The sequence below is a fragment of the Actinomyces sp. oral taxon 170 str. F0386 genome (assembly GCF_000195595.1).
Lineage (GTDB): Bacteria > Actinomycetota > Actinomycetes > Actinomycetales > Actinomycetaceae > Actinomyces.
Genome location: NZ_GL882511.1, coordinates 71,640 through 90,829, shown reverse-complemented (window position 1 = coordinate 90,829; position 19,190 = coordinate 71,640). Strand labels below are relative to the sequence as shown.

Genomic DNA, 19,190 nt, shown 5'->3' with positions numbered 1-19,190 from the left:
TAGTTGTTCTTCGTGCCCAGTTCGTAATGACCACCAGTAACCAAGAGCGCCGAGACCGGCCATCAACCATAGGACTGGATTCCTCATGGTGAATAGGACCTCGGAATGTCGTATCAAGGTGAGCACCGGAACAGAAAGAGCGAAGAGGAGAATAAAGTATTCCAGCGTCTTCCACAGCGTCTTGCCGGAGACGAATGAGAAAATGTCCACCGTTTTCTCCGGACCACTCCGAGCGACAGGGCTATTCCTCACAGTCTATTGATGTGCATGCGGGAAGCCGCGTCAGAACAGGCGATCACACCCCAACCCCTGACGTTCGTCAGGGGTTGCGCTCACCCTCTCGAGGGCCAGTTTGATGTTGTGTACATCACAGCAACGGGTCGACTCCCCTTCCCGACTGTCAAGCGGAGTCCCCAACGGGACTGGGCGAGGGCCCGGGGGCCGGGGAGCCGGTCGTGGCACTGGACTGCCCATCGTCCTCGCCCACCCGCAGGGTGACCAGTGGCGGCGTCGTCGGCTGGGCGGACCCACCTGCCGGCTCCAGGGTGATGACGATCTGCTGACCGGGCTTGGGCATGATGTCCAGGAAGGAGAAGCCGGCTCCGCCCCGGGGGTCATAGACGCCCAGCGAGGTAGCCCGGTCCTCCTCCTTGAGCCAGACCTGGAGACTGCGGTCGCCGGCCGTCTCCTTCATCGCGGCTGGCAGGGTCAGCGCGGTCATACTCATGTCGTGCGACCAGGTGAGGGTTGCGACGTGACCGTCCGGCATCGTGTCGGTCACCCGTTGGACGTCCTGGGCCTGGTTGAGATGGGCGTAGTGCTGGGTCGGGGCCATGGAGTCCATCGCCTCATCGACCGCGCCTCGCGCGCTCCAGCGCCCCACGCCGACACCCACGCCGAGCAGGACCACGGCGGCGGCCGCCCGCACCAGGCCGGTGCGCCAGGCGGAGCGGCGCCTACGGCGCGCATCAAGAGACACGACGGCGGAATCCTCAGAATCCAACGGGTCGGCTGAGCGCACTGAGCCTGCTGAGTCCGCACCCGCCACACGGTCGGCGGCAGAATCAGGATCCACGGCTGGGCCGGCGGAAGGAGCACCGCCGGCCTCTGCCGCATCGCCGTCGGAGGCGGCGATGACGGCACCGGCCACCGGGTCCATCTGCGGCTCACGCGCAATCGCCTCCAGCAGGGCGGAGCGGATCCCGGCGGGAGGGGTTACCGGTCTGAGTGAGGCTCCGAGCAGTGCGGCCACCTCCGAGTCGAGCTCCTCACCTGTGCCGTCGGCGCCGGCAGCGCCGTCGGGATCCTCAGCGCCCTGCACACCGGCGGCACCGTCGATGGCGTCCTCGTGAGTGTTGTCGCGGTCCGTCATGACTGCACCCCCAGCTCTCGTCGCAACCGTGTCATTCCGTCTCTGATGCGTGTCTTGACCGTTCCCAGTGGTGTGCCCGTGCGGCGGGCGATCTCCCGGTGGGTCAGGCCGGTGAAGTAGGCCAGCTCAATGGTGGAGCGGTAGGGCTCCCCGACAGCATCGAGCGCCCGACGCACCTGCTCGCCCATGAGCCTGTCCTCAACCTGCTGGACCGTCAGGTCGACGTCGGGCATGTAGCCGTGCCACCGGCTCTCCCGATCCCGGGAGGACTGGGCGGAGCGGACCCGGTCGATGGCCCTGCGCCTGGCCAGGGTCACCAGCCAGGCCCGCGCACTGCCCCGAGCCGGGGAGAAGGCGCCGGCGGTGCGCCACACCTCGAGGAAGACCTCCTGGAGGACCTCCTCGCTCTGGGCACGGTCGACGACGATCTGCAGAATCAGCGCGAACAGGCGACCTGACCAGGCGTCGTAGAGGCGGGCGAAGGCGTCGGCGTCACCGTCGGCCACCTGCGCGATCCACTCCTCCTCAGAGCTGGGAATACTGCTTGCCACAGGGGAATGGTAGGCCCATACGGTGCGCGCTACGGCCGATGGCTTCAGCGTCGCCACACTCACTGCCTCATCTCCGCCATATCTCCCGGGTCATCTCCTGAGACCACCTCTTTCATCCTCACCTCACCCGAAGGTGAAGGAGTAGAGCTGCAGCCCCGGCGAGGCCTCCAGCTCGAGCACGCCCGAGCCCGCCTCGTCGGTGCTGACCAGCTCCATCCCGTTGGGCACGCCGGAGACATGGGCGGTGCGGGTCTGGCCGTTGACCGTCCAGGTCAGATCACCCTCTCCAGAGATGACGAGGTTGACCTGCTTACCGCGGTAGGACAGGCGCAGACGGCCTTTGCCCTCGACCGGAGCGATGGACTGCCGCTCAACCCTCCACGTGCCATCCAGGGCGAAGGCGTCGGCCTGGAGGCCGGCGGGGAAGGAGAAGGCGTGCTGCCCCTCCTGCAGGGAGCCCTGGGCAAAGCCGGAGGCCCGCTCCGCGCCCAGGTAGGTCTCGGGGGTGCGGGGGCTGTTCGCGCCCGCGTCGTCGTCGGCATCGGAGAAGACGGGGGCCGGGAGGGAGACGCTCGGGTTGGCCTGCTTGAGCAGCTCGCGGACGTGCTTCTCCGTGGTGGCCTCCCCGCCCTCGCCGACGTGGGTCTGGCGAACGTTGCCCTGGGCGTCGGCCAGGTAGTGGGCGGGCCAGTAGTGGTTGTTGAAGTTGGTCCAAGTGGTCAGGTTGGAGTCGACGGCCACCGGGTAGGTGATGCCCAAGCGCTCGACGCCGCCGCGCACGTTGTCAACCTCCTTCTCGAAGGCGTACTCCGGGGAGTGGACGCCGATCACCTGCAGGCCGTACCTGGCGTAGGTCTGGTGCAGCTTCTCAATGCCGGGTACGGAGCGCTGACAGTTGATGCAGGAGTAGGCGAAGAAGTCGATCAGAGTGACCTTGCCGGCACGGTCCTTCTGGGCCAGGGGCTGCTCACCAGGAGTGTTGAGCCAGGCCACTGCGCCGTCGATGGCGGGCAGAGGACCGCAGTCTCCAAGCGTGGCGGATCCGGGCCGGCAGGCCTCGGAGGAGGAGTCACCGTGCAGAAAGGTGTCGGTGCGGGCCTGAAGAGAGGCCGTGTAGTCGGGCAGACGCCGCTGGAGAGCAGCCGGGGCGTCCAGGACCAGTGCCACGGACAGGCCGAGCATGACGACGCCGGCGGTGACGCGGATGGCGCGCTGGCGAGTGCGGAAGGCCCGGATCCGCTCCGTGATGCCGCGCCCGGCCAGGGCGAAGCCCAGCAGGGGGATCGCCGTCCCGACGGCGAAGGACACCGCCAGCGCCACCGTGTCAGCACCAATCCGCCCAGTGGCACCCGCCACAGCGACGGCCGCGAGAACCGGGCCGGCGCAGGGCACGTAGGCGGCCCCCAGCACCAGGCCGAGGAGGAATCCGTTCGAAGGGTTTCTCGAACCGCCGAAACGTTGGAAGCGTGCAAAGGGACGTTCCAGGACCTCCATGACCTTCGGAACCATCATGCCTAGGCCGATGAGTGCGAGCATGACGATTCCGACCCATCGGATGAAGTCCTGCGGCAGGTGGAGCAGGCTCAGCAAGGTCGATCCCAGGAGTGTGAACACCGTGAAACTGACCACAAGGCCGGTCACCACGAGATAGGGATGGAAGCGGGAGGCGAAGCCGCCGTCGGGCCCCTGCTCGTCGCCGCGTGCGCCCTGTGCTCCCGCGGAGAGGAGGATGACGGGGAGTACGGGCAGGACGCACGGGGAGATGCCTGTGATGAGCCCTCCCAGCAGTCCGATGACCACCAGACTAGAGATAGTTGTCACGATGATTCACCCTTTCGGTCCGTTTCTTGTTGCTAGTCTCGAAAGAGGTTCGGAGCCATCGGCAACAGGGATTGTCGAATAACCACATAGCCGTCTATGACGATCGTCACTCACGACGGGCGCCGTCGGACTCCCCCACGAGCTCTGTGGACGTGGACGACGGCGACTCCGGATCCGCAAGAGCGGGCCATCCCGCACTGACACTGCACCAGCAACCGCATAAGGAGATCTCATGCGATTCACCGCTACACGTGCCAAGACCCTCGCCACCTCACTGCTCATCGTCACCGCCGGACTCGGTCTGGCCGCCTGCTCCGGCTCCGGCTCGAGCGACTCGACCACCCCCGCCACCCAGCAGACCGCGGGCAAGACCAGCGACGGCGGTTCCGCCGCTCCCGGCGCTGACAGCAAGGGCTCCGGCGGCGCTGGCAGCACGGGTGGCGCCGCCGGTGGTGCCTCGTCGAAGCCCGGCGGCGGCGCCGAGGGCGGAGCCAGCCAGCCCGGTGGTGGCGCTGAGGGCGGGGACAACCACTCCGGCGGTGCCGAGGGTGGCGACAGCCAGCAGGGCGGCGACAACCAGCAGGGTGGGGACAGCCAGCAGGGCGGTTCCGGCTCCTCCGAGGGCAGCGGCTCCATCCAGGGTGACAACCAGCAGGGCGGCGGCAACTGAGCCGGTAGACCTGACACCCATCTGTCGAGGACCCCGCCACAGTGGCAGCTGCGGCGGGGTCCTCGTCGTGCTCCGCGTCGTTCCAGGCCCCAGCCGTCCGGACGTTCTCACGTTGCACCTGCGATGCAGCCAGACGCGGATCATGACAACGTTGCGGCCCGGCTGTCTCCCGTGCCAGGCTTCCCGAGGCCGGGTCGGTGGACAACGGACGACTAAGACACCGTTCGATCTGCAAGCCGTCCACCGACCCGGTCATAATGCTTGTTCCCCACCATCTGGAGACACCCATGCTGTCCACCCTGCTGGAGAAGACCGACCCCGCACGACGACGGATCGGGACCGCGATCGTCGTCGGCATCATCGGAGGGTTCCTCTCCGCCATCGTCAAGTTCGGCTGGGAGGTCCCCTTCCCGCCCCGCACCCCGGAGCGCAATGCCACCAACCCACCCCAGAGGCTCCTCGAGCAGCTGGGGATGAGCCCCGAGCAGTCCCACACCGGCGTCACCTTCAACGGCAATGAGGGCCTGCCGATCTACTCCTTCATCATCCACTTCAGCTTCGCGATCGTCCTGGCCGTCTTCTACTGCGTCATGGCGGAGTACTACAAGTCGATCACGCTGTGGCAGGGCGCGGCCTTCGGTCTGCTCGTGTGGGTGGGCGCCCATCTGGTGCTCATGCCGCTGACGGGCACAGTCCCCTCGCCCTTCCCGTGGGTCGCCGGCGGGCAGACCTGGGCGGAGCACTTCTCCGAGGCGCTGGGGCACGTCGTCTGGCTGTGGTCCATCGAGCTGGTGCGCAGAGACGTGCGCAACCGCATCACCCACCAGCCCGACCCGTGGGTTCCGCTCGACGCCGAACCGGCCCGCTGAGCCGTCAGACCTCGTCACGTCTCTCATAGCGTGGGCTGCACCGCAGGTGGCGGTGCAGCCCACGTTGTTTCGTCGCCACACGCCCATTCACCCGAGCAGGAAGAGGAGCCATGGTCACTCTCATCACCGGTGCGTCGTCGGGGATCGGCGAGGAGTTCGCCCGCCGCTACGCCGCCAAGAAGCATGACTTGGTGCTGGTGGCACGCCGACGGGACAGGCTCGATTCCCTGGCCGAGGAGCTCCGCGACCGGGATGGCGTCGAGGTGACGGTCATCCCTGCGGACCTGTCCGAGCCGGACGCCGCCGAGCACCTGTGGAACGAGACGAGCCGCATGGGTCTGCGCGTTGACGTCCTGGTCAACAATGCCGGCTTCGGCACCGGGAAGGACGTCGTCGACGACGATCCTGAGCGCCTGGAGCAGGAGGTGCGCCTCAACTGTCTTGCGGTGGTGGGGCTGACGGCCAGGTACCTGCCGGCGATGCGCGAGCGCAGAGGCGGGACCATCATCAACGTCTCCTCCGCCGCGGCCTTCCAGCCGATGCCCCACATGGCCGTCTACGGTGCCACCAAGGCGTTCGTGCTCTCATTCACCGAGGCGCTCTGGCGGGAGACCAGGAAGGACGGCATTCGTGTCCTGGCCGTGTGCCCGGGATCCACGGACACCCCCTTCTTCGAGGTCTCCGACGAGGGCACTGTCGTCGGCAGGATGCGTTCCACGCGCCAGGTCCTCGATACGACGATGCGGGCCCTGAGGACGAGCAGGCCCAGCATTGTCGATGGACTGGGGAACGCCGTCGTCGCACGATTCATCACCCGCGTCCTTCCCAAACGCGCCCTCCTGGCGGCAGTGGACCGGGTGTTTCGTCACTGAGCATCCCCCTCATGCCCCCGGTCGATGGGTACGGTGCGGTCCACCCTCTAGTCGGCACTAACCCGGCCCTCGCGGAGTAGCCGGCCCACACCCATGGGGCCTGTCAGGCTCATCGGCTGCGGGGCCGGACATGTCTGCAGCATGGATACCAAGCACTACCGCGTCATAGGAGCAAGGGCGGATCCGATCGTACATCCGATGAATAGACCTCAAAGTGCGGCTACCAGGGAAGAAATCCTGGGAAGGACTCGAAGGGGTAGAGGCGCCTGGGAAGGTATGATTCTGCTCCGCCCACTCAATAAGGGCGCGCCAGTCGCGAGCGATGCGTTCCTGAGCGCTCTGTCGCCTTTCCATGGAACGGGCAAGACGAGCAAATCCAAGGACGACAGCTCCTTTGTCGTCGAATCGCCACTCCGCCTGCCGATCGAACTCTCTCAGACGTTCCATCCAGTCCTTCTGGAGCACGTCCGACGCCTGAGTAGCACTGGACCCACGCTTCCCCCTCTCCCTCACGAACTGGAGCCACTCAGCCCTGATCTTCAGGCGCAGACCCAGATTAAGGGTGTCAGGCCCCTTAGCGCCACACCCGCCATACCACACAGTCGGGGCCACAAAGTCCAGAACACAGGCCATCTCACGAAAGTCAATCCACGCAACGTCAGTCCGCCGCCACCAACATAGATAAAAATGGAAAACATGAACCCCTGAGGCGTTGGCCACGGTGAAACTCACAAGACGGAACATAATAAATTCAAAAATGGCAGTCCAGGCGAGAAGAATTAACACGAGAAGCATCAGAACAGGTACGCCAGCATTAGAGAATATGCCGCCAGCAAACATCACCGACAACAGCATGATCGGCAGAAGAACAAGATGCAGAAGAAAGAACCCCGGGCTACGCAGCGCGGTGAAGACGAGGAAGCGTCGCTCGATCCAGCGCGACGGAACGGGCGCCCAGTCGATGTACTTCGTTGACTGCCTGAGGTCCCCGCCCATGAGATCGATGCTCAACTGGTCCCGGGCTCACAGGGTGATGAGGACGGTGGCCGCGGCGAAGACGATGCCGTAGGCGAGCTCCAGGAGCCCGACGTCACGCAGGGAGCCGATGAGGTCGCGGCCCCTGGCACCGGCGCGGACCGGGGCGGTCGCACGCCGGACCAGCGGAAGCAGCAGGAGCGGGGCAGCCAGTGCGATGACCAGCGTCAGCAGCGGGCTGATGTGGCCTCCGCCGTCGGCGGGACTGGCCGATCCGGTCTCACGAGCCCACACCAGGGAGACGGCCCCCAGCAGCAGGGGGAGGTGGAGCATGGTTGAGAAGGCGCGCCGCGCACCCGCCTCCCCCAGGCGGACGGCCAGGGTCATCTTGCCGTGGGCGGGGTCGGTATCGATGTCGCGCAGGTTGTTGACCATGAGCAGGGAGCAGGCGAGCAGGCCGATTCCACAGGCCGAGGGCCACAGCCACCCCGGTACCGTATCGGCCTGGACGTAGGTGGTGCCCACAGTGGCCACGAGGCCGAAGAAGATGAAGACGAACACCTCCCCCAGGCCGGCGTAGCCATACGGACGGGCGCCGCCGGTGTAGAACCAGGCGGCCGCGATCGCCGCAGCGCCGACGGCGAGCAGCCACCACTGGCCGCTCAGCACCACCAGGACCAGGCCCAGGAGACCTCCCAGCCCGAAGCAGCCGAAGGCGGCGAGCTTGACTACGCCGGGGGCGACCTGGCCGGAGGCGGTCAGACGCGGCGGCCCGGTGCGATCATCGTCGGTGCCGCGCACGCCGTCGGAGTAGTCGTTGGCCAGGTTGCAGCCAATCTGCAGCGCCAGGGCCACGCCTGCAGCCAAGAGGGTTCGCACCACCACGAGGTCCCCCGTCGCGGCGGCGGCCCCTGCGCCCAGGATGACGGGGGCGACGGCGGCCGGCAGGGTGCGCAGGCGCACCACCTCGGCCCAGCCGGTGGCGCGGCGGGATCCGCCGTCCTGCGCTCTTCCGCCATTGTCGCCGCTCACGGCTTCCTCCGATCCTCCAACATTCCTCTAGGGTGGGCGGCAGCGACCCTACCAGCGCCGTGGCCGCTACCGGCGCCGGCGCAGGGACCCGCACCTCAGCCGGCGAAGCAGCCGGCGCCCCTCGCCATCAGGAAGACCTCCGTGAGACAAGCCGATCCCAGTCCTCGCACTCCCGCAGACGGGCCCGCCCCCGAGGCGACTGGGTCCTCGATACACGAGCGCGCCCTGGGGGCGCTGACCGGCCTGGCCCTCGGCGACGCACTGGGCATGCCCACCCAGTCCATGAGCCCGGCACAGATACGCCGGTACTACGGCGCGATCACCGGGCTGCACGACGCCGTCGCCGAGCAGCCCGTCGCCCCCTCCATGCCTGCGGGCAGCGTCACCGATGACACCGAGCAGGCCCTCATCCTAGCCGGTCTCCTCACCGACGGCGGCGGCCGCATCGACCCCCACCGACTCGCCGAGGCCCTCCTGACCTGGGAGGACGACATGCGCGCCCGCGGCTCCCTGGACCTGCTGGGGCCCTCCACCAAGCACGCCCTCGAGCAGGTGCGCGCCGGCGCCGACCCTCGCCGCACCGGTCGGGAGGGCACTACCAACGGCGCCGCGATGCGGGTCGCCCCGGTGGGTATCGCCTTCTCCCTGACCACCAACGGCGACGCGCTGGCCCAGGCCGTTCACGCCTCCTGCCTGGTCACCCACGACACCCGGCAGGGCTTCGAGGCGGCCGGACTCATCGCCGCAGCGGTCAGCGCGGCCATCGACGGAGCCGACGCCGCCAGGGCCCTGGAGGCGGCGCTGGACTTCGTGGCCGCTCACCCTCAAAACGGCCACTGGACGGAGAAGGCCTCCGTCGCTGCCCGCACCCGTCTGGCCCTGGAGACGAGTCAGGGCCTGCACGGGGACGCCCTGGCCGAGCACCTGCGAGCCTACGTCGGAACCTCGGTGGAGTCGGCGGAGTCGGTCCCCTGTGCCCTGGTCATCGTGCGCGAGTTCGCGCGGCGGCCCCTGGACGGGCTGTGCTTCGCCGCCGAGCTCGGGGGCGACACCGACACCATCGCCGCGATGGCCGGTGCGGTCCTGGGGGCAAGCGCGCCCCGTCTTCTTCCCGCCGAGCCGGTCCATCGGGTGCTGGAGCGCTCCGACCTGGACCTCGGCCTGCTCTGCGAGGCACTGCTGGCGATCCGTCGCGGCGCCGGGAGGCCCCGGGAGACCGTTGCGGGGCAGAGGCAGCCATGACGGGACGGGTCATTCACACCGGTCAGGTCGTCATCGATCTGACCCTGCGCATCGAGGCGATTCCCGAGCCGGGCGGTGACGTGTTCGCCGACGAGTCCGCCATGGCCGTCGGCGGCGGCTTCAACGTGCTGGCCGCTGCCCGCAGGCTGAGCGTTGAGACCCTGTACGCCGGGCCGCTGGGCGCGGGCCCCTTCGCCGAGGCGGCCCGTCAGGCGCTGAAGGAGATCGGGGTGGACCACATCGGCCCGATCGCACCGGGCGACCAGGGCTACTGCGTGGCCATGACCGACGCGCGGGCCGAGCGCACCTTCATCTCCACCTGCGGGGCCGAGACCCGAGGCCCGGTCGACGCCTTCGATCACCTGGAGGTGGCCGGCGACGACGTCGTCTGCCTCTCCGGCTACTCCCTGGCCGACGAGGCCTCCAGGACCGCGCTGGAGCGGTTGGCCGGGAGACTGACCGAGGCCCGGACGGGGTGCACAGCACTGTTCGACGTCTCCCCCATGGTCGGTTCGGTCCCCATGAGCTCGCTGGAACGCCTCGGTGCGCTGGGGCCGATCTGGTCGCTCAATGAGCGTGAGGCCGGGCTGCTCGCCGACCGCCTGGGGCTGCGGGTGGAGGCCGGTGACCACACCGGTGTCTGCGAGGCGCTATCGGGTCGGCTCGGCACGGTGCTGGTGCGGGCCGGGGAACAGGGCTCCTGGTTCTCCGACGGCGGCGAGACGGCTCATACCCCGAGCATCCCGGTGACCCCGGTGGACACCAACGGGGCCGGGGACGCGCACTCCGGTGTCTTGGCCGCGGCCCTGGCCCGCGGCGTCGACCTGCCGACGGCTCTGCGCTGGGCGAATGTGGCCGGTGCCCTGACGACCACGCGCTTCGGCCCGGCCACCTGCCCGAGCGAGGGCGAGATCAGGGCCCTGGTGTAGAGGGTTCCGCAGCTCCGTCGGCTGCAGCCGCGGCGATGAGCCGGGCGACCGCGCGCCGGTCGACCTTCCCGCTGGGACGCAGCGGCAGGGCCTCCAGGGCCACGACCCGTTTGGGGGTGTGGGCACCGTCCAGCCGGCCACGGGCCATCGTGCGCAGGGCGGCAGTGTCCCACCGGTTCGAGCCGCCCCGCTGCCCGCCCGGTTCGAGCACGACGGCGGCGGCCACGACGCTGCCCCACTGCTCATCGGGCAGGCCGACGACGCATGCCTCGGCAACGGCGTCGATGCTGGTGAGGGCCTCCTCCACGCGGCGGGGCTCGACCTTGACGCCGCCGGTGATGATGACGTCGTCCAGGCGCCCCAGGACCTCCAGGCGCCCGTCGGGGCGCAGGCGGCCACGATCGGAGGTGGCCAGGAGGCGTCTGCCGGCGCTCTCATGAAAGTCCTCGGCGGCGCCGGGCATCCGGTCGGCGGGGTGCAGGTAGCCCTCGGCGAGGACCGGTCCGGAGATGAGAATGCGGCCGGCGCCGTCGGCGTCGGGATCCTGGATGGCGAGCTCGACGCCGCCCAGGGGACGGCCGTCGTAGACACAGCCACCGCCGGTCTCACTCATGCCGTAGCTGGTGACCACGGTGATGCCGGCCCGCCGGGCCCGGGCCAGCAGCGCCGGATCGGCGGCGGCGCCGCCCAGGAGAACGGCGTCGGCCTCCGCCAGGGCCCGGCTCGCCGCAGGGTCCCGCAGGACGCGCACCAGCTGGGTGGGGACCAGGGAGGTGTAGAGGCGGGGGGCATCCGAGCCGACCGATGGGTCCGTCGGGGCCCGGACGGAGCGCAGGGCCTCGGCGAGCGCCGTCGGGCTGAATCCTGTGCTCGCGTCGACCACCACCGGTGCCGTTCCCGACAGGAGGGACCGCACGAGGATCTGCAGCCCGGCGACGTGGTGGGCGGGCAGGGGCAGGAGCCAGGTGCCGGGGCCGCCCAGGCGCTCGTGGGTGGCGCGGGCGGAGGCCGCCAAGGCCGCGGCGCTCATGGCGATGAGCCGGCCGGTGCCGGTGGTGGAGCCGGAGGTGCGCAGGACCAGGTCGGCGCGCGGGGGCACCTGAGCGATGCGGCCGGCCAGGTCGGCCCGGACCTGATCGGGGTTCTCGTCAGAGCCGACGGGTACGAGCAGCGCAAGAGGACGCGCGGTGCCCCCTCCTCCGTCCTCCCTGTGGTCGGTGGTGCCGGTGACGGCGGCCGGACGGTCTCCATGGGGCGGGAGCAGGCCGCGCTGGGCCAGGCGCTCGGCGACGGCGGCGCGCAGGGCGGCGACGTCGTCGGGGGCGGTTCCGCCGACAAGGAGACGAAAAGCGGGCGGGCTGGACACGGGATGATCGTGCCACGCCTTCGCAGGGAGGGGTATGCGCAGGTGCAGGGGTCTGCGGGACCGGTCGGCTCGGTTAGGGTTGGCCCATGCGTATCGTCCTCATCGTCCTGGTGCTCGCCCTGACGCTGTACGCCCTGCTGGACTGCGCGCGCACGCCGGAGGAGAGCATGCCGGCGCGGATGCCGAAGTTCCTGTGGATCACCCTCATCGTGCTGTTCCCGACCATCGGTCCGATCGCCTGGATCATCGTCTCGCGGGTCAAGGCCGCTGAGGAGCGCGGCGGCTATGTGGAGCCCACCGTGTGGTCGTCCAAGGAGGGGACGATCTTCCGTCGCCCGCAGCGGGCCCGGCCCATGGCTCCCGACGACGACCCGGAGTTCCTGCGGGACCTGGAGCAGGACATCCGCCGTCGTAAGCACCACCCGAAGGAGTCCGCCAGCAGCGGTGATGCCGGCAATGACGCCGAGGAGCCCGATGCCGGGGAGGCGGGCGACTCCGACCGCTCGGGTACCGACCAGCACTGAGACCGAGGCACCCGGACGCGGACGGTCTCGGGGATCTCAGGGCAGGGCTGTCCGCGCCCGGGGCCAGGGGGCGGTGTCGACGTCGTAGCCGTGGGCGGCGGCGTGGATGAGCCAGTCGCCGGGGATCCAGGTGCGCCCCACGATCTGGGGGTGCTCGGGCATGTAGCGCACCGCCCACAGGATGAGGACGAGCTCGGCCCACTGGGCGCGGATCTTGAGACGCACCGAGCCGGAGGCGTTGGCGGCGGCGATGACGATCTCGCCGGTAGCGGTGAGCCGGACCTCCTGGACGTCTGCGTAGGAGATGGGCATGACGCCCTCCCCCGTGCCCAGGTAGATGCCGTGGGTGGAGACGGTCAGCCGGGCTCCTGCCAGGTGGCGCCACTTCTCGACGGCGTCGGCCTCGGCGGCGCGACGACGCCGGTGGTTGAGGTAGGCCTGCCCGCCGAAGAAGGCGGCCGTCAGGGCCAGGCCGACCGGTCCACCGGCCAGGAAGAAACCTCGGGAGGGGTTGTAGGTGGCGTCACCGCGCCGCCACAGGAGCAGCTCGGCGTCGCAGGTGGCCAGCATGACCTCGCCGGATCCCAGGGTGGGGCGCACGGGGTCGATGGTGGGCGAGACCGGGTTGGGACGCCGGCCCTGGCGGGTGGCGGTCAGGACGGCGGCGGTGTGCCACCACACGAAGTCCTGCCCGGTCCATGGCCGACGCGGGGTGGGACGCGGGCGGCCGGGTCGGATGACCTCACCGGACGTGGCGATCTGGCTGCCGGTGCGCACCAGCTCACCGCCGGCCGGCCGCGAGGGCGGCTGCTGGGTCACCGCGCCGCCTCGGTGCTGGCGGTGCTGTTGTCGCTGTCGGCGCGGAGAGAAAGGCCGACGGCGGCCTGGGCGGCGGAGGCACCGGGCACCATGTCGAGGGCCTGGCGCAGCAGGTCCCCGGCGGGCTCCCAGTAGGCCAGCCCCACCAGGGTGCGGCCTTCGAAGGTCAGTGAGGTCAAGGAGGCAAGAGCGCACTGGCGTCGGCGCGGGTCGTGGGCCAGCGGGCGCCCCTCCAGGAAGAGGCGCAGCGACCAGATGGGCAGCTGGTGGGAGACGAGGAGCGCCTCGTGGCCCTCGGCAGCGTCGAGCGCGGAGACGACGGCGCCGCGCATGCGCTCGACGATCTCGCGGTAGGGCTCCCCCCAGGAGGGGCGCAGCGGGTTGACGTAGCTGGACCAGTAGGCGGGGTGGGCCAGGCTCCAGCGGTTGCGGTTGACGGCGACGCCCTCGAAGCTGTTGCCGGCCTCGATGAGCCGGGGGTCCATCGTCGGCGCCAGGCCGAAGGCTGCGGCGGTGGGGGCTCCGGACTCGCGGGCCCGCTCCAGGGGCGAGGTGGTGACCCGGGTGATGTCGTGGCCGGAGGCGGACAGGACGTCGGCGACCTGCTGGGCCATCTGGTGGCCCAGGGCCGAGAGGTGGTAGCCGGGCAGGCGGCCGTAGAGGATGCCCTCGGGGTTGTGCACCTCGCCGTGCCGCATGAGGTGGATCGTCGTGCGCGCCATGCGGTGATTCTCGCACGCTCTCCGGCGACGGTCAGCCACCGGGTCCCGTAGGGTGTTCCGCATGACGACTCGCAGCGCATGGGGTCTCGGTCTGGCGACCGTGACCGACGACGGCAACACCCTTGACGTGTGGTACCCCCGCCCGGTCCTCGGCGACGAGCCCGAGGACGGGCACGCCGATCTCCTGGGGACCCTGAGCGCCATGGAGCGTCGCGACGAGGCCCGGGGCGTGCACACCACCGTGGTGCGCACCTGGGCCGACCTCGACGACGCCCCTCAGACCGTGGCCGGCGCCTATCTGCGCCTGCACGCCCTGTCCCACCGACTGGCCAAGCCCAACACCATCAACCTGGACGGAATCTTCTCCCGGCTGCCCAACGTGGTCTGGACCTCCGCCGGTCCCTGTCGCGCCGAGGACTTCGAGACCACCCGCATGCGCCTTCGCGCCGCCGTGGGCCGCCCCGTCCAGGTGCACTCGGTGGACAAGTTCCCCCGTATGACCGACTACGTCCTGCCCTCGGGCGTACGCATCGGCAACGCCGCGAACGTGAGACTGGGCGCCTACCTCTCCGAGGGCACCACGGTCATGCACGCCGGCTTCGTCAACTACAACGCCGGGACGCTGGGGCGTTCCATGGTCGAGGGCCGCGTCTCGCAGGGCGTTGTCATCGGTGACGGCTCCGACGTCGGAGGCGGCGCTTCCACGATGGGCATGCTCTCGGGCGGTGGACGCCAGCGGGTGGCGCTGGGCGAGCGCTGCCTGCTGGGTGCCAACTCGGGTCTGGGGATCCCGTTGGGTGACGACTGCGTCGTCGAGGCGGGCCTGTACCTGACGGCCGGTACGAAGGTCTCGCTCATGCCGCAGGGTGGCGTGGTGCCCGGAAGCCACGGCCTGTTCAAGGAGCCGCGCGTGGTCTCGGCCCGCGAGCTGGCCGGTGCCTCCAACGTCCTGTTCCGCCGCAACTCCCAGTCCGGTGCCGTCGAGGCGCTGGCCCGCGGCGGCAAGGGCATCGAGCTGAACTCCGCGCTGCATGCCAACCAGTGAGCCGCTGAGGCAGTTTCCTTACTGGCTAGTGGGATCCTGGCCAGTGGATCGCATCGTGTCGATCTACTCAGTTAGGACTTCCCCCTTCCGCACGTCTGGCTTTGATCAGAGCTTCTTCGAAGGGTGTGAGCTCCTGGTCCACGACATCGAGGACTACAGACACGTTGATGTCGAAGTACTGATGAACCAGAACATGCCGCATTCCGACGACGGCTCGCCAGTCCACCTCAGGATGTCGCGCAGTACTGCATCCAGCGCCATCTCCGCCAGACGCGAGTCCGCCTCCTCCAGAAAAGGACGATAGGTACGGCACGCCTGAATTGCCGCCAGGATGTCTGCGATCCGTTCTGTCTCAGGACGAGTCATAGAGCTACTGCATCAGTCATGGCGGTGGAGTGAACCGAGTCTCGCAAGATCTCGGAGGAGACCACGTCAACCGGATGATTGAGCGCTTGTCGGAAGCCCTCAGTGATACCACCGAGGCGCAATAGCACGCTGCCTCCACCAGCATTGAGATCGACGATGACATCGATGTCACTGTTCTCCGTCGCATCACCTCGAGCAACTGAGCCGAACAGGCGCGGGTTACTAGCACCGTACTGGTGCAGTACCTCGACCAACTCCTGCCGATGCTCGTCAATCGTCCGCCGAAGGGCGGCCGTCTCAGCCGTCATCATGCTCATCGTCCTATGGTACAAGTCATAGCCGCTAGGCCTCACGCTGACTTACCAACGCCGAGCCCAGGAGGAGCCGGGTACAGGGGTGGGTGGGGTGCTCCATGAGCTCGGCCGTGGGGCCGGTCTCCACGAGGCGGCCCGTCTGAAGCACCGCCGTCGTGTCGGCGAGGTAGCGGGCCGAGGCCAGGTCGTGAGTGATGTAGAGGATGGACAGGCCCCGTTCGTCACGCAGCTGTGCCAGCAGGTCGAGGATGCCGGCGCGCAGCGGGGCATCCAGCATCGAGGTGGGCTCGTCGGCCACCAGCACCTCGGGCTCACGGGCCAGGGCCCGGGCGATGGCCACGCGTTGACGCTGCCCGCCGGAGAGCTCGTGGGGGCGCGCCCCCACTAAGCCGGGCTCCAGGCCGACGACGTCCAGCAGCTCGGCGGCTCCCCCGTCGGATTCCGACACGCTCCGGTGCAGGGCGAGGGCCCGCCCCAGCGTGTGCCCTACGGTACGGGCGGGATTGAGGGAGGCGAAGGGATCCTGGAAGACCATCTGCACCCGGTTGCGGTATCGCTGTGAGGCTCGGTGCGGCTCGCTGGCCAGAACGTCGCGCCCGTCCAGGAGGAGACGCCCGGCGGTGGGGCTCTCCAGGCGCGAGATGATGCGGGCGAGCGTCGACTTGCCCGAGCCGGTCCGCCCCACCAGGGCGAGGATCTCGCCGCGGTTCAGAGTCAGGTCGACGCCGTCGAGCGCACGGATACTGCGCCGTGAGAGCAGTCCCCCGGCGGGGAAGTCCTTGCACAGTCCCTCGACCTCAAGGATCGGCTCGGCCGGCGCCTCCGTTCTGTGGCCGGGGCCGGGACGGCCCGGCAGCCCGGCGACAAGAGCCCTTGTGGCCGGGTGGAAAGGAGACCCGAGGACACTGGCGGCCGGTCCTTCCTCCACGAGGCGGCCCGCCTCCATGACACCGATGCGGTCGCAGGTGCCGGCCATGAGGGACAGGTCATGGGTGATGAGCAGGACGGAGAAGCCCAGACGCGCCCTGAGGTCGAGGACCAGCTCCATGATCTCGCGCTGGACGACGACGTCGAGGGCCGTGGTCGGCTCGTCCAGGATGAGCAGACGGGGCTTCAGCGCCAGGGCCATGGCGATGACGACGCGCTGGCGCTGCCCGCCGGAGAGCTGGTGGGGGTGGGAGCGCAGGCGGCCGGTCGGGACGCGGACAGCGTCGAGCAGCTCGGCGGCGCGCTCAAGTGCGGGGCGGCGTCGCAGGCCCTCGTGGGTGGTGAGGATGTCAGCGATCTGCTCGCCGATGGTGATGACGGGGTTGAGGGCGTTCATGGCGGCTTGGGGGACGATGGCGACCTCCCGCCAGCGCAGCCGGCGCAGCTCGCCCGTCTCCAGGGCCGGCACGTCGCACCCGCTCACCGTGATGCGGCCACCGGTGATGCGCGCCGTGGGACCCAGGAGCCGCATGATCGCGGCTGCGACCGTCGTCTTGCCACAGCCGGAGGGACCGGCCAGGCCCACCACCTCACCGCGCCCTACAGTGAGGCTGAACCGGTCGACGCCGACGACGCGGCCACCTGCGCCGGAGCGCTCACCGGCGTCGTACTCGACGCTCAGGTCCTCGATGTGCAGGACCGGCTCAGGGACGGCGCGGTCACCGCTGTCCGGCTCGACAGGTCGAGTCGGGGGTCGCCGCCTGTCAGGCTCCCCGAGATCGACGCGGCGCAGACGGGGGTTGGTGGCCTCGTCAACACCGGCGTTGATGAGGGCCAGGGCGTAGGCGACCAGCGCGATGGCGAGGCCAGAGGGCACGAAGGTCCACCAGCGTCCAGTCATGAGTGCGCCGTCGGTGGCGGCCCAGTAGAGGTTGGTGCCCCAGGACACGGAGCCGGAGGGGCCCAGTCCTAGGAACTCGAGCCCGGCCTGGGCGCCGATGGCGGCGTTGACGCAGCCCAGCAGCGTGGACATGACGACCGAGGCCATATTGGGCAGCATCTCCCCCACCATGACCCGCACCGGCCGCTCCCCGTTGACGATGGCGGCCTCAACGAAGTCCGTGCCGCGCAGGCTCATGGCCTGGGCGCGCAGGACGCGGGCGGCCCCGGCCCAGCCGGTGATGACGAGGACGATGAGAGTACTGGCCCACCCCGGCGGCATGTAGGCGGCCAGGACGACGAGCAGCGGCAGCCCCGGCAGCAGGAGGAAGACGTTGGTGACCACGGACAGCAGGCCATCGACCGCGCGCCCCGCGTAGGCCGAGGCCAGGCCGACGACGAGGGCCACGAGGGTCGCCAGGACTCCGGCGCCCAGGCCCACGGCCAGGGAGGAGCGGGCGCCCCACAGGGTCATGGCGAGCACGTCCTGCCCCTTGGGCGTCACGCCGAGCCAGTGGGCGGGGCTCGGGGCGGCGGCCGGCGCGTCCGTGATGCGGGCGGGGTCGCCGGGGCTGACGACGGGAGCCAGGAGTGCCGCGATGACGAGCAGAGCGAGGATCCCCGCCCCGGCCCGGGCCCGTCGGGAGCCGATCAGGGAGGCGAGCAGGTCGGTCAGGGGGCTGCTGCGCCGTCGGATCGGTCTCATGTCTCCCCCGGACCGCCGGCGCGCACGCGGGGGTCGAGGCGGACGTAGACGAGGTCCACCAGGAGGTTCGCGGCCAGGACGGCGGCGGTGATGGTCAGGAAGATGCCCTGCATGAGCGGGTAGTCCAGGGCACCCACGGCACTGAAGAGCTGGTAGCCGATGCCTGGGTAGGCGAAGACGACCTCGGTGAGCATCGAGCCGCCGACGATGAAGCCGAACGACATGCCGATGTTGGTCACTGTGGGCAGCATGGCGTTGCGGGCGGCGTAGCGCAGCATGATCCGCGAGCGCGTGAGCCCCTTGGCCTCGGCCAGGAGGATGTAGTCCTGGGAGGCGGTGGCGATCATCGTGTTGCGCGTCCCCAGGGCCCAGCCGCCCAGGGAGACCGCCACGATGGTGAGGGCCGGAAGCGCGAGGTGCTGGGCGACGTCGGCCAGGAAGACCGGGCTGGACCAGTCGACGACGCTCCCGGCCGTGTAGGCGTGGCGCAGCGGGAACCAACCCAGCTCCAGGCCCAGGACGTAGAGGGCGCCCATGGCCAACCAGAAGTAGGGGAAGGAGCCCAGGAGGACCAGGAGGGGTACGAGGACCGAGTCGGCCGCTCCCCCGCGCCGCCAGGCTGCCAGGATCCCCAGCAGGCTGCCGGCCAGCGCAGCGATGACCAGGGCGACGCCGCCCAGCAGGATGGTCCAGCCGATCTGGCTGCCGATGACCTCACTGACGGGGGCCGGGAACCGGGAGATGGACACGCCCAGGTCCCCGGTGAGGACGGATCGGAGGTACCCGAGGTACTGCTGCCACAGGGGTGCGTCGTCGAGCCCGAGCAGCCGGCGCAGCTGGAGGGCCTGTGTCTCGGTGAGGCGGGCGCCGGAGCGGGCGAGCATGCGTGAGACGGGGTCGCCGGGCATGAGCCGGGGCAGGAGGAAGTTGAGGGTGATCGAGGCCCAGAAGGCCAGGAGGTAGTAGCCCAGGCGCTTGAGGATGTAGGCCACCGGTGTGTGTCCCCTCCTTCCCGGGCATGAGCGGTAGGTTGCTGCGGGCGGCTCGGCCGACCGCCCGGGACAGTGTCCCCGCTTCGGCTGAGAGCCCGGTAGTCGCGCGCGGCCCCGCCGGTGCGGGGCGAGGGCCC

At 69.7% G+C, this 19,190-nt stretch carries 20 protein-coding genes; 7 read left to right on the top strand and 13 right to left on the bottom strand.

Translation table 11 applies throughout. The annotated features are described in order from the left end of the window. Positions 1-400: 400 nt before the first annotated feature. From HMPREF9056_RS01165 to HMPREF9056_RS01155, 3 genes are read right to left on the bottom strand one after another with little or no spacing between them, the layout of a single operon-like run. On the bottom strand, positions 401-1,372 hold the full coding sequence (locus HMPREF9056_RS01165; RefSeq protein WP_009402090.1) for an anti-sigma factor: 972 nt from the start codon (positions 1,370-1,372) through the stop codon (positions 401-403). After that, positions 1,369-1,986 carry a sigma-70 family RNA polymerase sigma factor gene (locus HMPREF9056_RS01160; protein ID WP_087942152.1) on the bottom strand — a complete coding sequence of 206 codons (618 nt, stop codon included), beginning with the start codon at positions 1,984-1,986 and terminating at the stop codon, positions 1,369-1,371. Before HMPREF9056_RS01160 ends, HMPREF9056_RS01165 begins: the two co-directional genes overlap by 4 nt. Before the next feature lie 60 nt (positions 1,987-2,046). Beyond that, positions 2,047-3,744 carry a cytochrome c biogenesis protein CcdA gene (locus HMPREF9056_RS01155; RefSeq protein WP_172635225.1) on the bottom strand — a complete coding sequence of 566 codons (1,698 nt, stop codon included), beginning with the start codon at positions 3,742-3,744 and terminating at the stop codon, positions 2,047-2,049. A gap of 232 nt (positions 3,745-3,976) precedes the next feature. Here HMPREF9056_RS01155 and HMPREF9056_RS01150 point away from each other — a divergent pair, with 232 nt between their 5' ends. The 3 genes from HMPREF9056_RS01150 (at position 3,977) to HMPREF9056_RS01140 (ending at position 6,155) form a co-directional block, all read left to right on the top strand. Continuing rightward, entirely contained in the window at positions 3,977-4,414 is a 438-nt protein-coding gene (locus HMPREF9056_RS01150) for a hypothetical protein (RefSeq protein ID WP_009402086.1), read from the top strand. A 287-nt stretch (positions 4,415-4,701) separates the two neighbouring features. Beyond that, complete coding sequence (locus HMPREF9056_RS01145) at positions 4,702-5,283, top strand: DUF1440 domain-containing protein (protein WP_034513278.1); 582 nt, start codon at positions 4,702-4,704, stop codon at positions 5,281-5,283. A 110-nt stretch (positions 5,284-5,393) separates the two neighbouring features. After that, the gene (locus HMPREF9056_RS01140) at positions 5,394-6,155 is read left to right on the top strand and encodes an SDR family oxidoreductase (protein ID WP_009402084.1); all 762 of its coding nucleotides are present in this window, start codon (positions 5,394-5,396) and stop codon (positions 6,153-6,155) included. Between the two features lie 57 nt (positions 6,156-6,212). Here the strand turns inward: HMPREF9056_RS01140 and HMPREF9056_RS01135 are convergent, their stop codons facing one another. Both HMPREF9056_RS01135 and HMPREF9056_RS01130 read right to left on the bottom strand, forming a co-directional pair. Beyond that, a complete protein-coding gene (locus HMPREF9056_RS01135; RefSeq protein ID WP_009402083.1) occupies positions 6,213-7,166 on the bottom strand; it encodes a hypothetical protein in 954 nt (317 codons plus the stop codon). A gap of 12 nt (positions 7,167-7,178) precedes the next feature. Then, complete coding sequence (locus tag HMPREF9056_RS01130; RefSeq protein ID WP_009402082.1) at positions 7,179-8,162, bottom strand: 1,4-dihydroxy-2-naphthoate polyprenyltransferase; 984 nt, start codon at positions 8,160-8,162, stop codon at positions 7,179-7,181. Positions 8,163-8,372: 210 nt separating this feature from the next. Here HMPREF9056_RS01130 and HMPREF9056_RS01125 point away from each other — a divergent pair, with 210 nt between their 5' ends. After that, on the top strand, positions 8,373-9,404 hold the full coding sequence (locus tag HMPREF9056_RS01125; RefSeq protein WP_034513341.1) for an ADP-ribosylglycohydrolase family protein: 1,032 nt from the start codon (positions 8,373-8,375) through the stop codon (positions 9,402-9,404). Beyond that, the gene (locus HMPREF9056_RS01120) at positions 9,401-10,333 is read left to right on the top strand and encodes a PfkB family carbohydrate kinase (RefSeq protein ID WP_009402080.1); all 933 of its coding nucleotides are present in this window, start codon (positions 9,401-9,403) and stop codon (positions 10,331-10,333) included. The genes HMPREF9056_RS01125 and HMPREF9056_RS01120 overlap by 4 nt, the downstream gene beginning before the upstream one ends. Here the strand turns inward: HMPREF9056_RS01120 and HMPREF9056_RS01115 are convergent. After that, positions 10,317-11,699, bottom strand: coding sequence for an AMP-binding protein (locus HMPREF9056_RS01115; protein WP_009402079.1), 1,383 nt, complete (start codon positions 11,697-11,699; stop codon positions 10,317-10,319). The genes HMPREF9056_RS01120 and HMPREF9056_RS01115 overlap by 17 nt on opposite strands. A gap of 86 nt (positions 11,700-11,785) precedes the next feature. On the opposite strand from HMPREF9056_RS01115, the gene HMPREF9056_RS01110 reads away from it, so the two are divergent. Beyond that, a complete protein-coding gene (locus HMPREF9056_RS01110) occupies positions 11,786-12,223 on the top strand; it encodes a PLD nuclease N-terminal domain-containing protein (protein WP_009402077.1) in 438 nt (145 codons plus the stop codon). Between the two features lie 36 nt (positions 12,224-12,259). On the opposite strand, the gene HMPREF9056_RS01105 is transcribed toward HMPREF9056_RS01110, so the two are convergent. Continuing rightward, positions 12,260-13,042 (bottom strand): hypothetical protein, encoded by a 783-nt coding sequence (locus HMPREF9056_RS01105; RefSeq protein ID WP_009402075.1) that lies wholly within the window; start codon positions 13,040-13,042, stop codon positions 12,260-12,262. Continuing rightward, positions 13,039-13,764: a histidine phosphatase family protein gene (locus HMPREF9056_RS01100; protein ID WP_009402073.1), complete on the bottom strand. Its 726-nt coding sequence runs from the start codon at positions 13,762-13,764 to the stop codon at positions 13,039-13,041. Before HMPREF9056_RS01100 ends, HMPREF9056_RS01105 begins: the two co-directional genes overlap by 4 nt. Before the next feature lie 61 nt (positions 13,765-13,825). Here HMPREF9056_RS01100 and dapD point away from each other — a divergent pair, with 61 nt between their 5' ends. After that, positions 13,826-14,809 (top strand): 2,3,4,5-tetrahydropyridine-2,6-dicarboxylate N-succinyltransferase, encoded by a 984-nt coding sequence (gene dapD, locus HMPREF9056_RS01095; RefSeq protein WP_009402071.1) that lies wholly within the window; start codon positions 13,826-13,828, stop codon positions 14,807-14,809. Between the two features lie 67 nt (positions 14,810-14,876). On the opposite strand, the gene HMPREF9056_RS14950 is transcribed toward dapD, so the two are convergent. From HMPREF9056_RS14950 to HMPREF9056_RS01075, 5 genes are read right to left on the bottom strand one after another with little or no spacing between them, the layout of a single operon-like run. Next, positions 14,877-15,011 carry a HepT-like ribonuclease domain-containing protein gene (locus tag HMPREF9056_RS14950; RefSeq protein WP_087942151.1) on the bottom strand — a complete coding sequence of 45 codons (135 nt, stop codon included), beginning with the start codon at positions 15,009-15,011 and terminating at the stop codon, positions 14,877-14,879. After that, positions 14,963-15,175, bottom strand: a complete 213-nt coding sequence (locus HMPREF9056_RS14300) for a hypothetical protein (RefSeq protein WP_009402069.1) — start codon at positions 15,173-15,175, stop codon at positions 14,963-14,965. Before HMPREF9056_RS14300 ends, HMPREF9056_RS14950 begins: the two co-directional genes overlap by 49 nt. Continuing rightward, complete coding sequence (locus HMPREF9056_RS01085) at positions 15,172-15,492, bottom strand: nucleotidyltransferase family protein (RefSeq protein ID WP_034513275.1); 321 nt, start codon at positions 15,490-15,492, stop codon at positions 15,172-15,174. Before HMPREF9056_RS01085 ends, HMPREF9056_RS14300 begins: the two co-directional genes overlap by 4 nt. A 25-nt stretch (positions 15,493-15,517) precedes the next feature. Beyond that, positions 15,518-18,061 carry a nickel ABC transporter ATP-binding protein NikE gene (nikE, locus tag HMPREF9056_RS01080; protein WP_009402064.1) on the bottom strand — a complete coding sequence of 848 codons (2,544 nt, stop codon included), beginning with the start codon at positions 18,059-18,061 and terminating at the stop codon, positions 15,518-15,520. Continuing rightward, positions 18,058-19,053: an ABC transporter permease gene (locus tag HMPREF9056_RS01075; RefSeq protein WP_009402062.1), complete on the bottom strand. Its 996-nt coding sequence runs from the start codon at positions 19,051-19,053 to the stop codon at positions 18,058-18,060. The genes nikE and HMPREF9056_RS01075 overlap by 4 nt, the downstream gene beginning before the upstream one ends. Between the last annotated feature and the right edge of the window lie 137 nt (positions 19,054-19,190).

What these genes read in the sequence shown, in the direction of transcription:
- dapD (WP_009402071.1), top strand. Translation starts at nt 13,826, where the DNA reads ATGACGACTCGCAGCGCATGGGGTCTCGGTCTGGCGACCGTGACCGAC.
- HMPREF9056_RS01110 (WP_009402077.1), top strand. Translation starts at nt 11,786, where the DNA reads ATGCGTATCGTCCTCATCGTCCTGGTGCTCGCCCTGACGCTGTACGCC.
- HMPREF9056_RS01085 (WP_034513275.1), bottom strand. Translation starts at nt 15,492, where the DNA reads ATGAGCATGATGACGGCTGAGACGGCCGCCCTTCGGCGGACGATTGAC.
- HMPREF9056_RS14300 (WP_009402069.1), bottom strand. Translation starts at nt 15,175, where the DNA reads ATGACTCGTCCTGAGACAGAACGGATCGCAGACATCCTGGCGGCAATT.
- HMPREF9056_RS01150 (WP_009402086.1), top strand. Translation starts at nt 3,977, where the DNA reads ATGCGATTCACCGCTACACGTGCCAAGACCCTCGCCACCTCACTGCTC.
- HMPREF9056_RS01145 (WP_034513278.1), top strand. Translation starts at nt 4,702, where the DNA reads ATGCTGTCCACCCTGCTGGAGAAGACCGACCCCGCACGACGACGGATC.
- HMPREF9056_RS01100 (WP_009402073.1), bottom strand. Translation starts at nt 13,764, where the DNA reads ATGGCGCGCACGACGATCCACCTCATGCGGCACGGCGAGGTGCACAAC.
- HMPREF9056_RS01165 (WP_009402090.1), bottom strand. Translation starts at nt 1,372, where the DNA reads ATGACGGACCGCGACAACACTCACGAGGACGCCATCGACGGTGCCGCC.
- nikE (WP_009402064.1), bottom strand. Translation starts at nt 18,061, where the DNA reads ATGAGACCGATCCGACGGCGCAGCAGCCCCCTGACCGACCTGCTCGCC.
- HMPREF9056_RS14950 (WP_087942151.1), bottom strand. Translation starts at nt 15,011, where the DNA reads ATGCGGCATGTTCTGGTTCATCAGTACTTCGACATCAACGTGTCTGTA.
- HMPREF9056_RS01120 (WP_009402080.1), top strand. Translation starts at nt 9,401, where the DNA reads ATGACGGGACGGGTCATTCACACCGGTCAGGTCGTCATCGATCTGACC.
- HMPREF9056_RS01140 (WP_009402084.1), top strand. Translation starts at nt 5,394, where the DNA reads ATGGTCACTCTCATCACCGGTGCGTCGTCGGGGATCGGCGAGGAGTTC.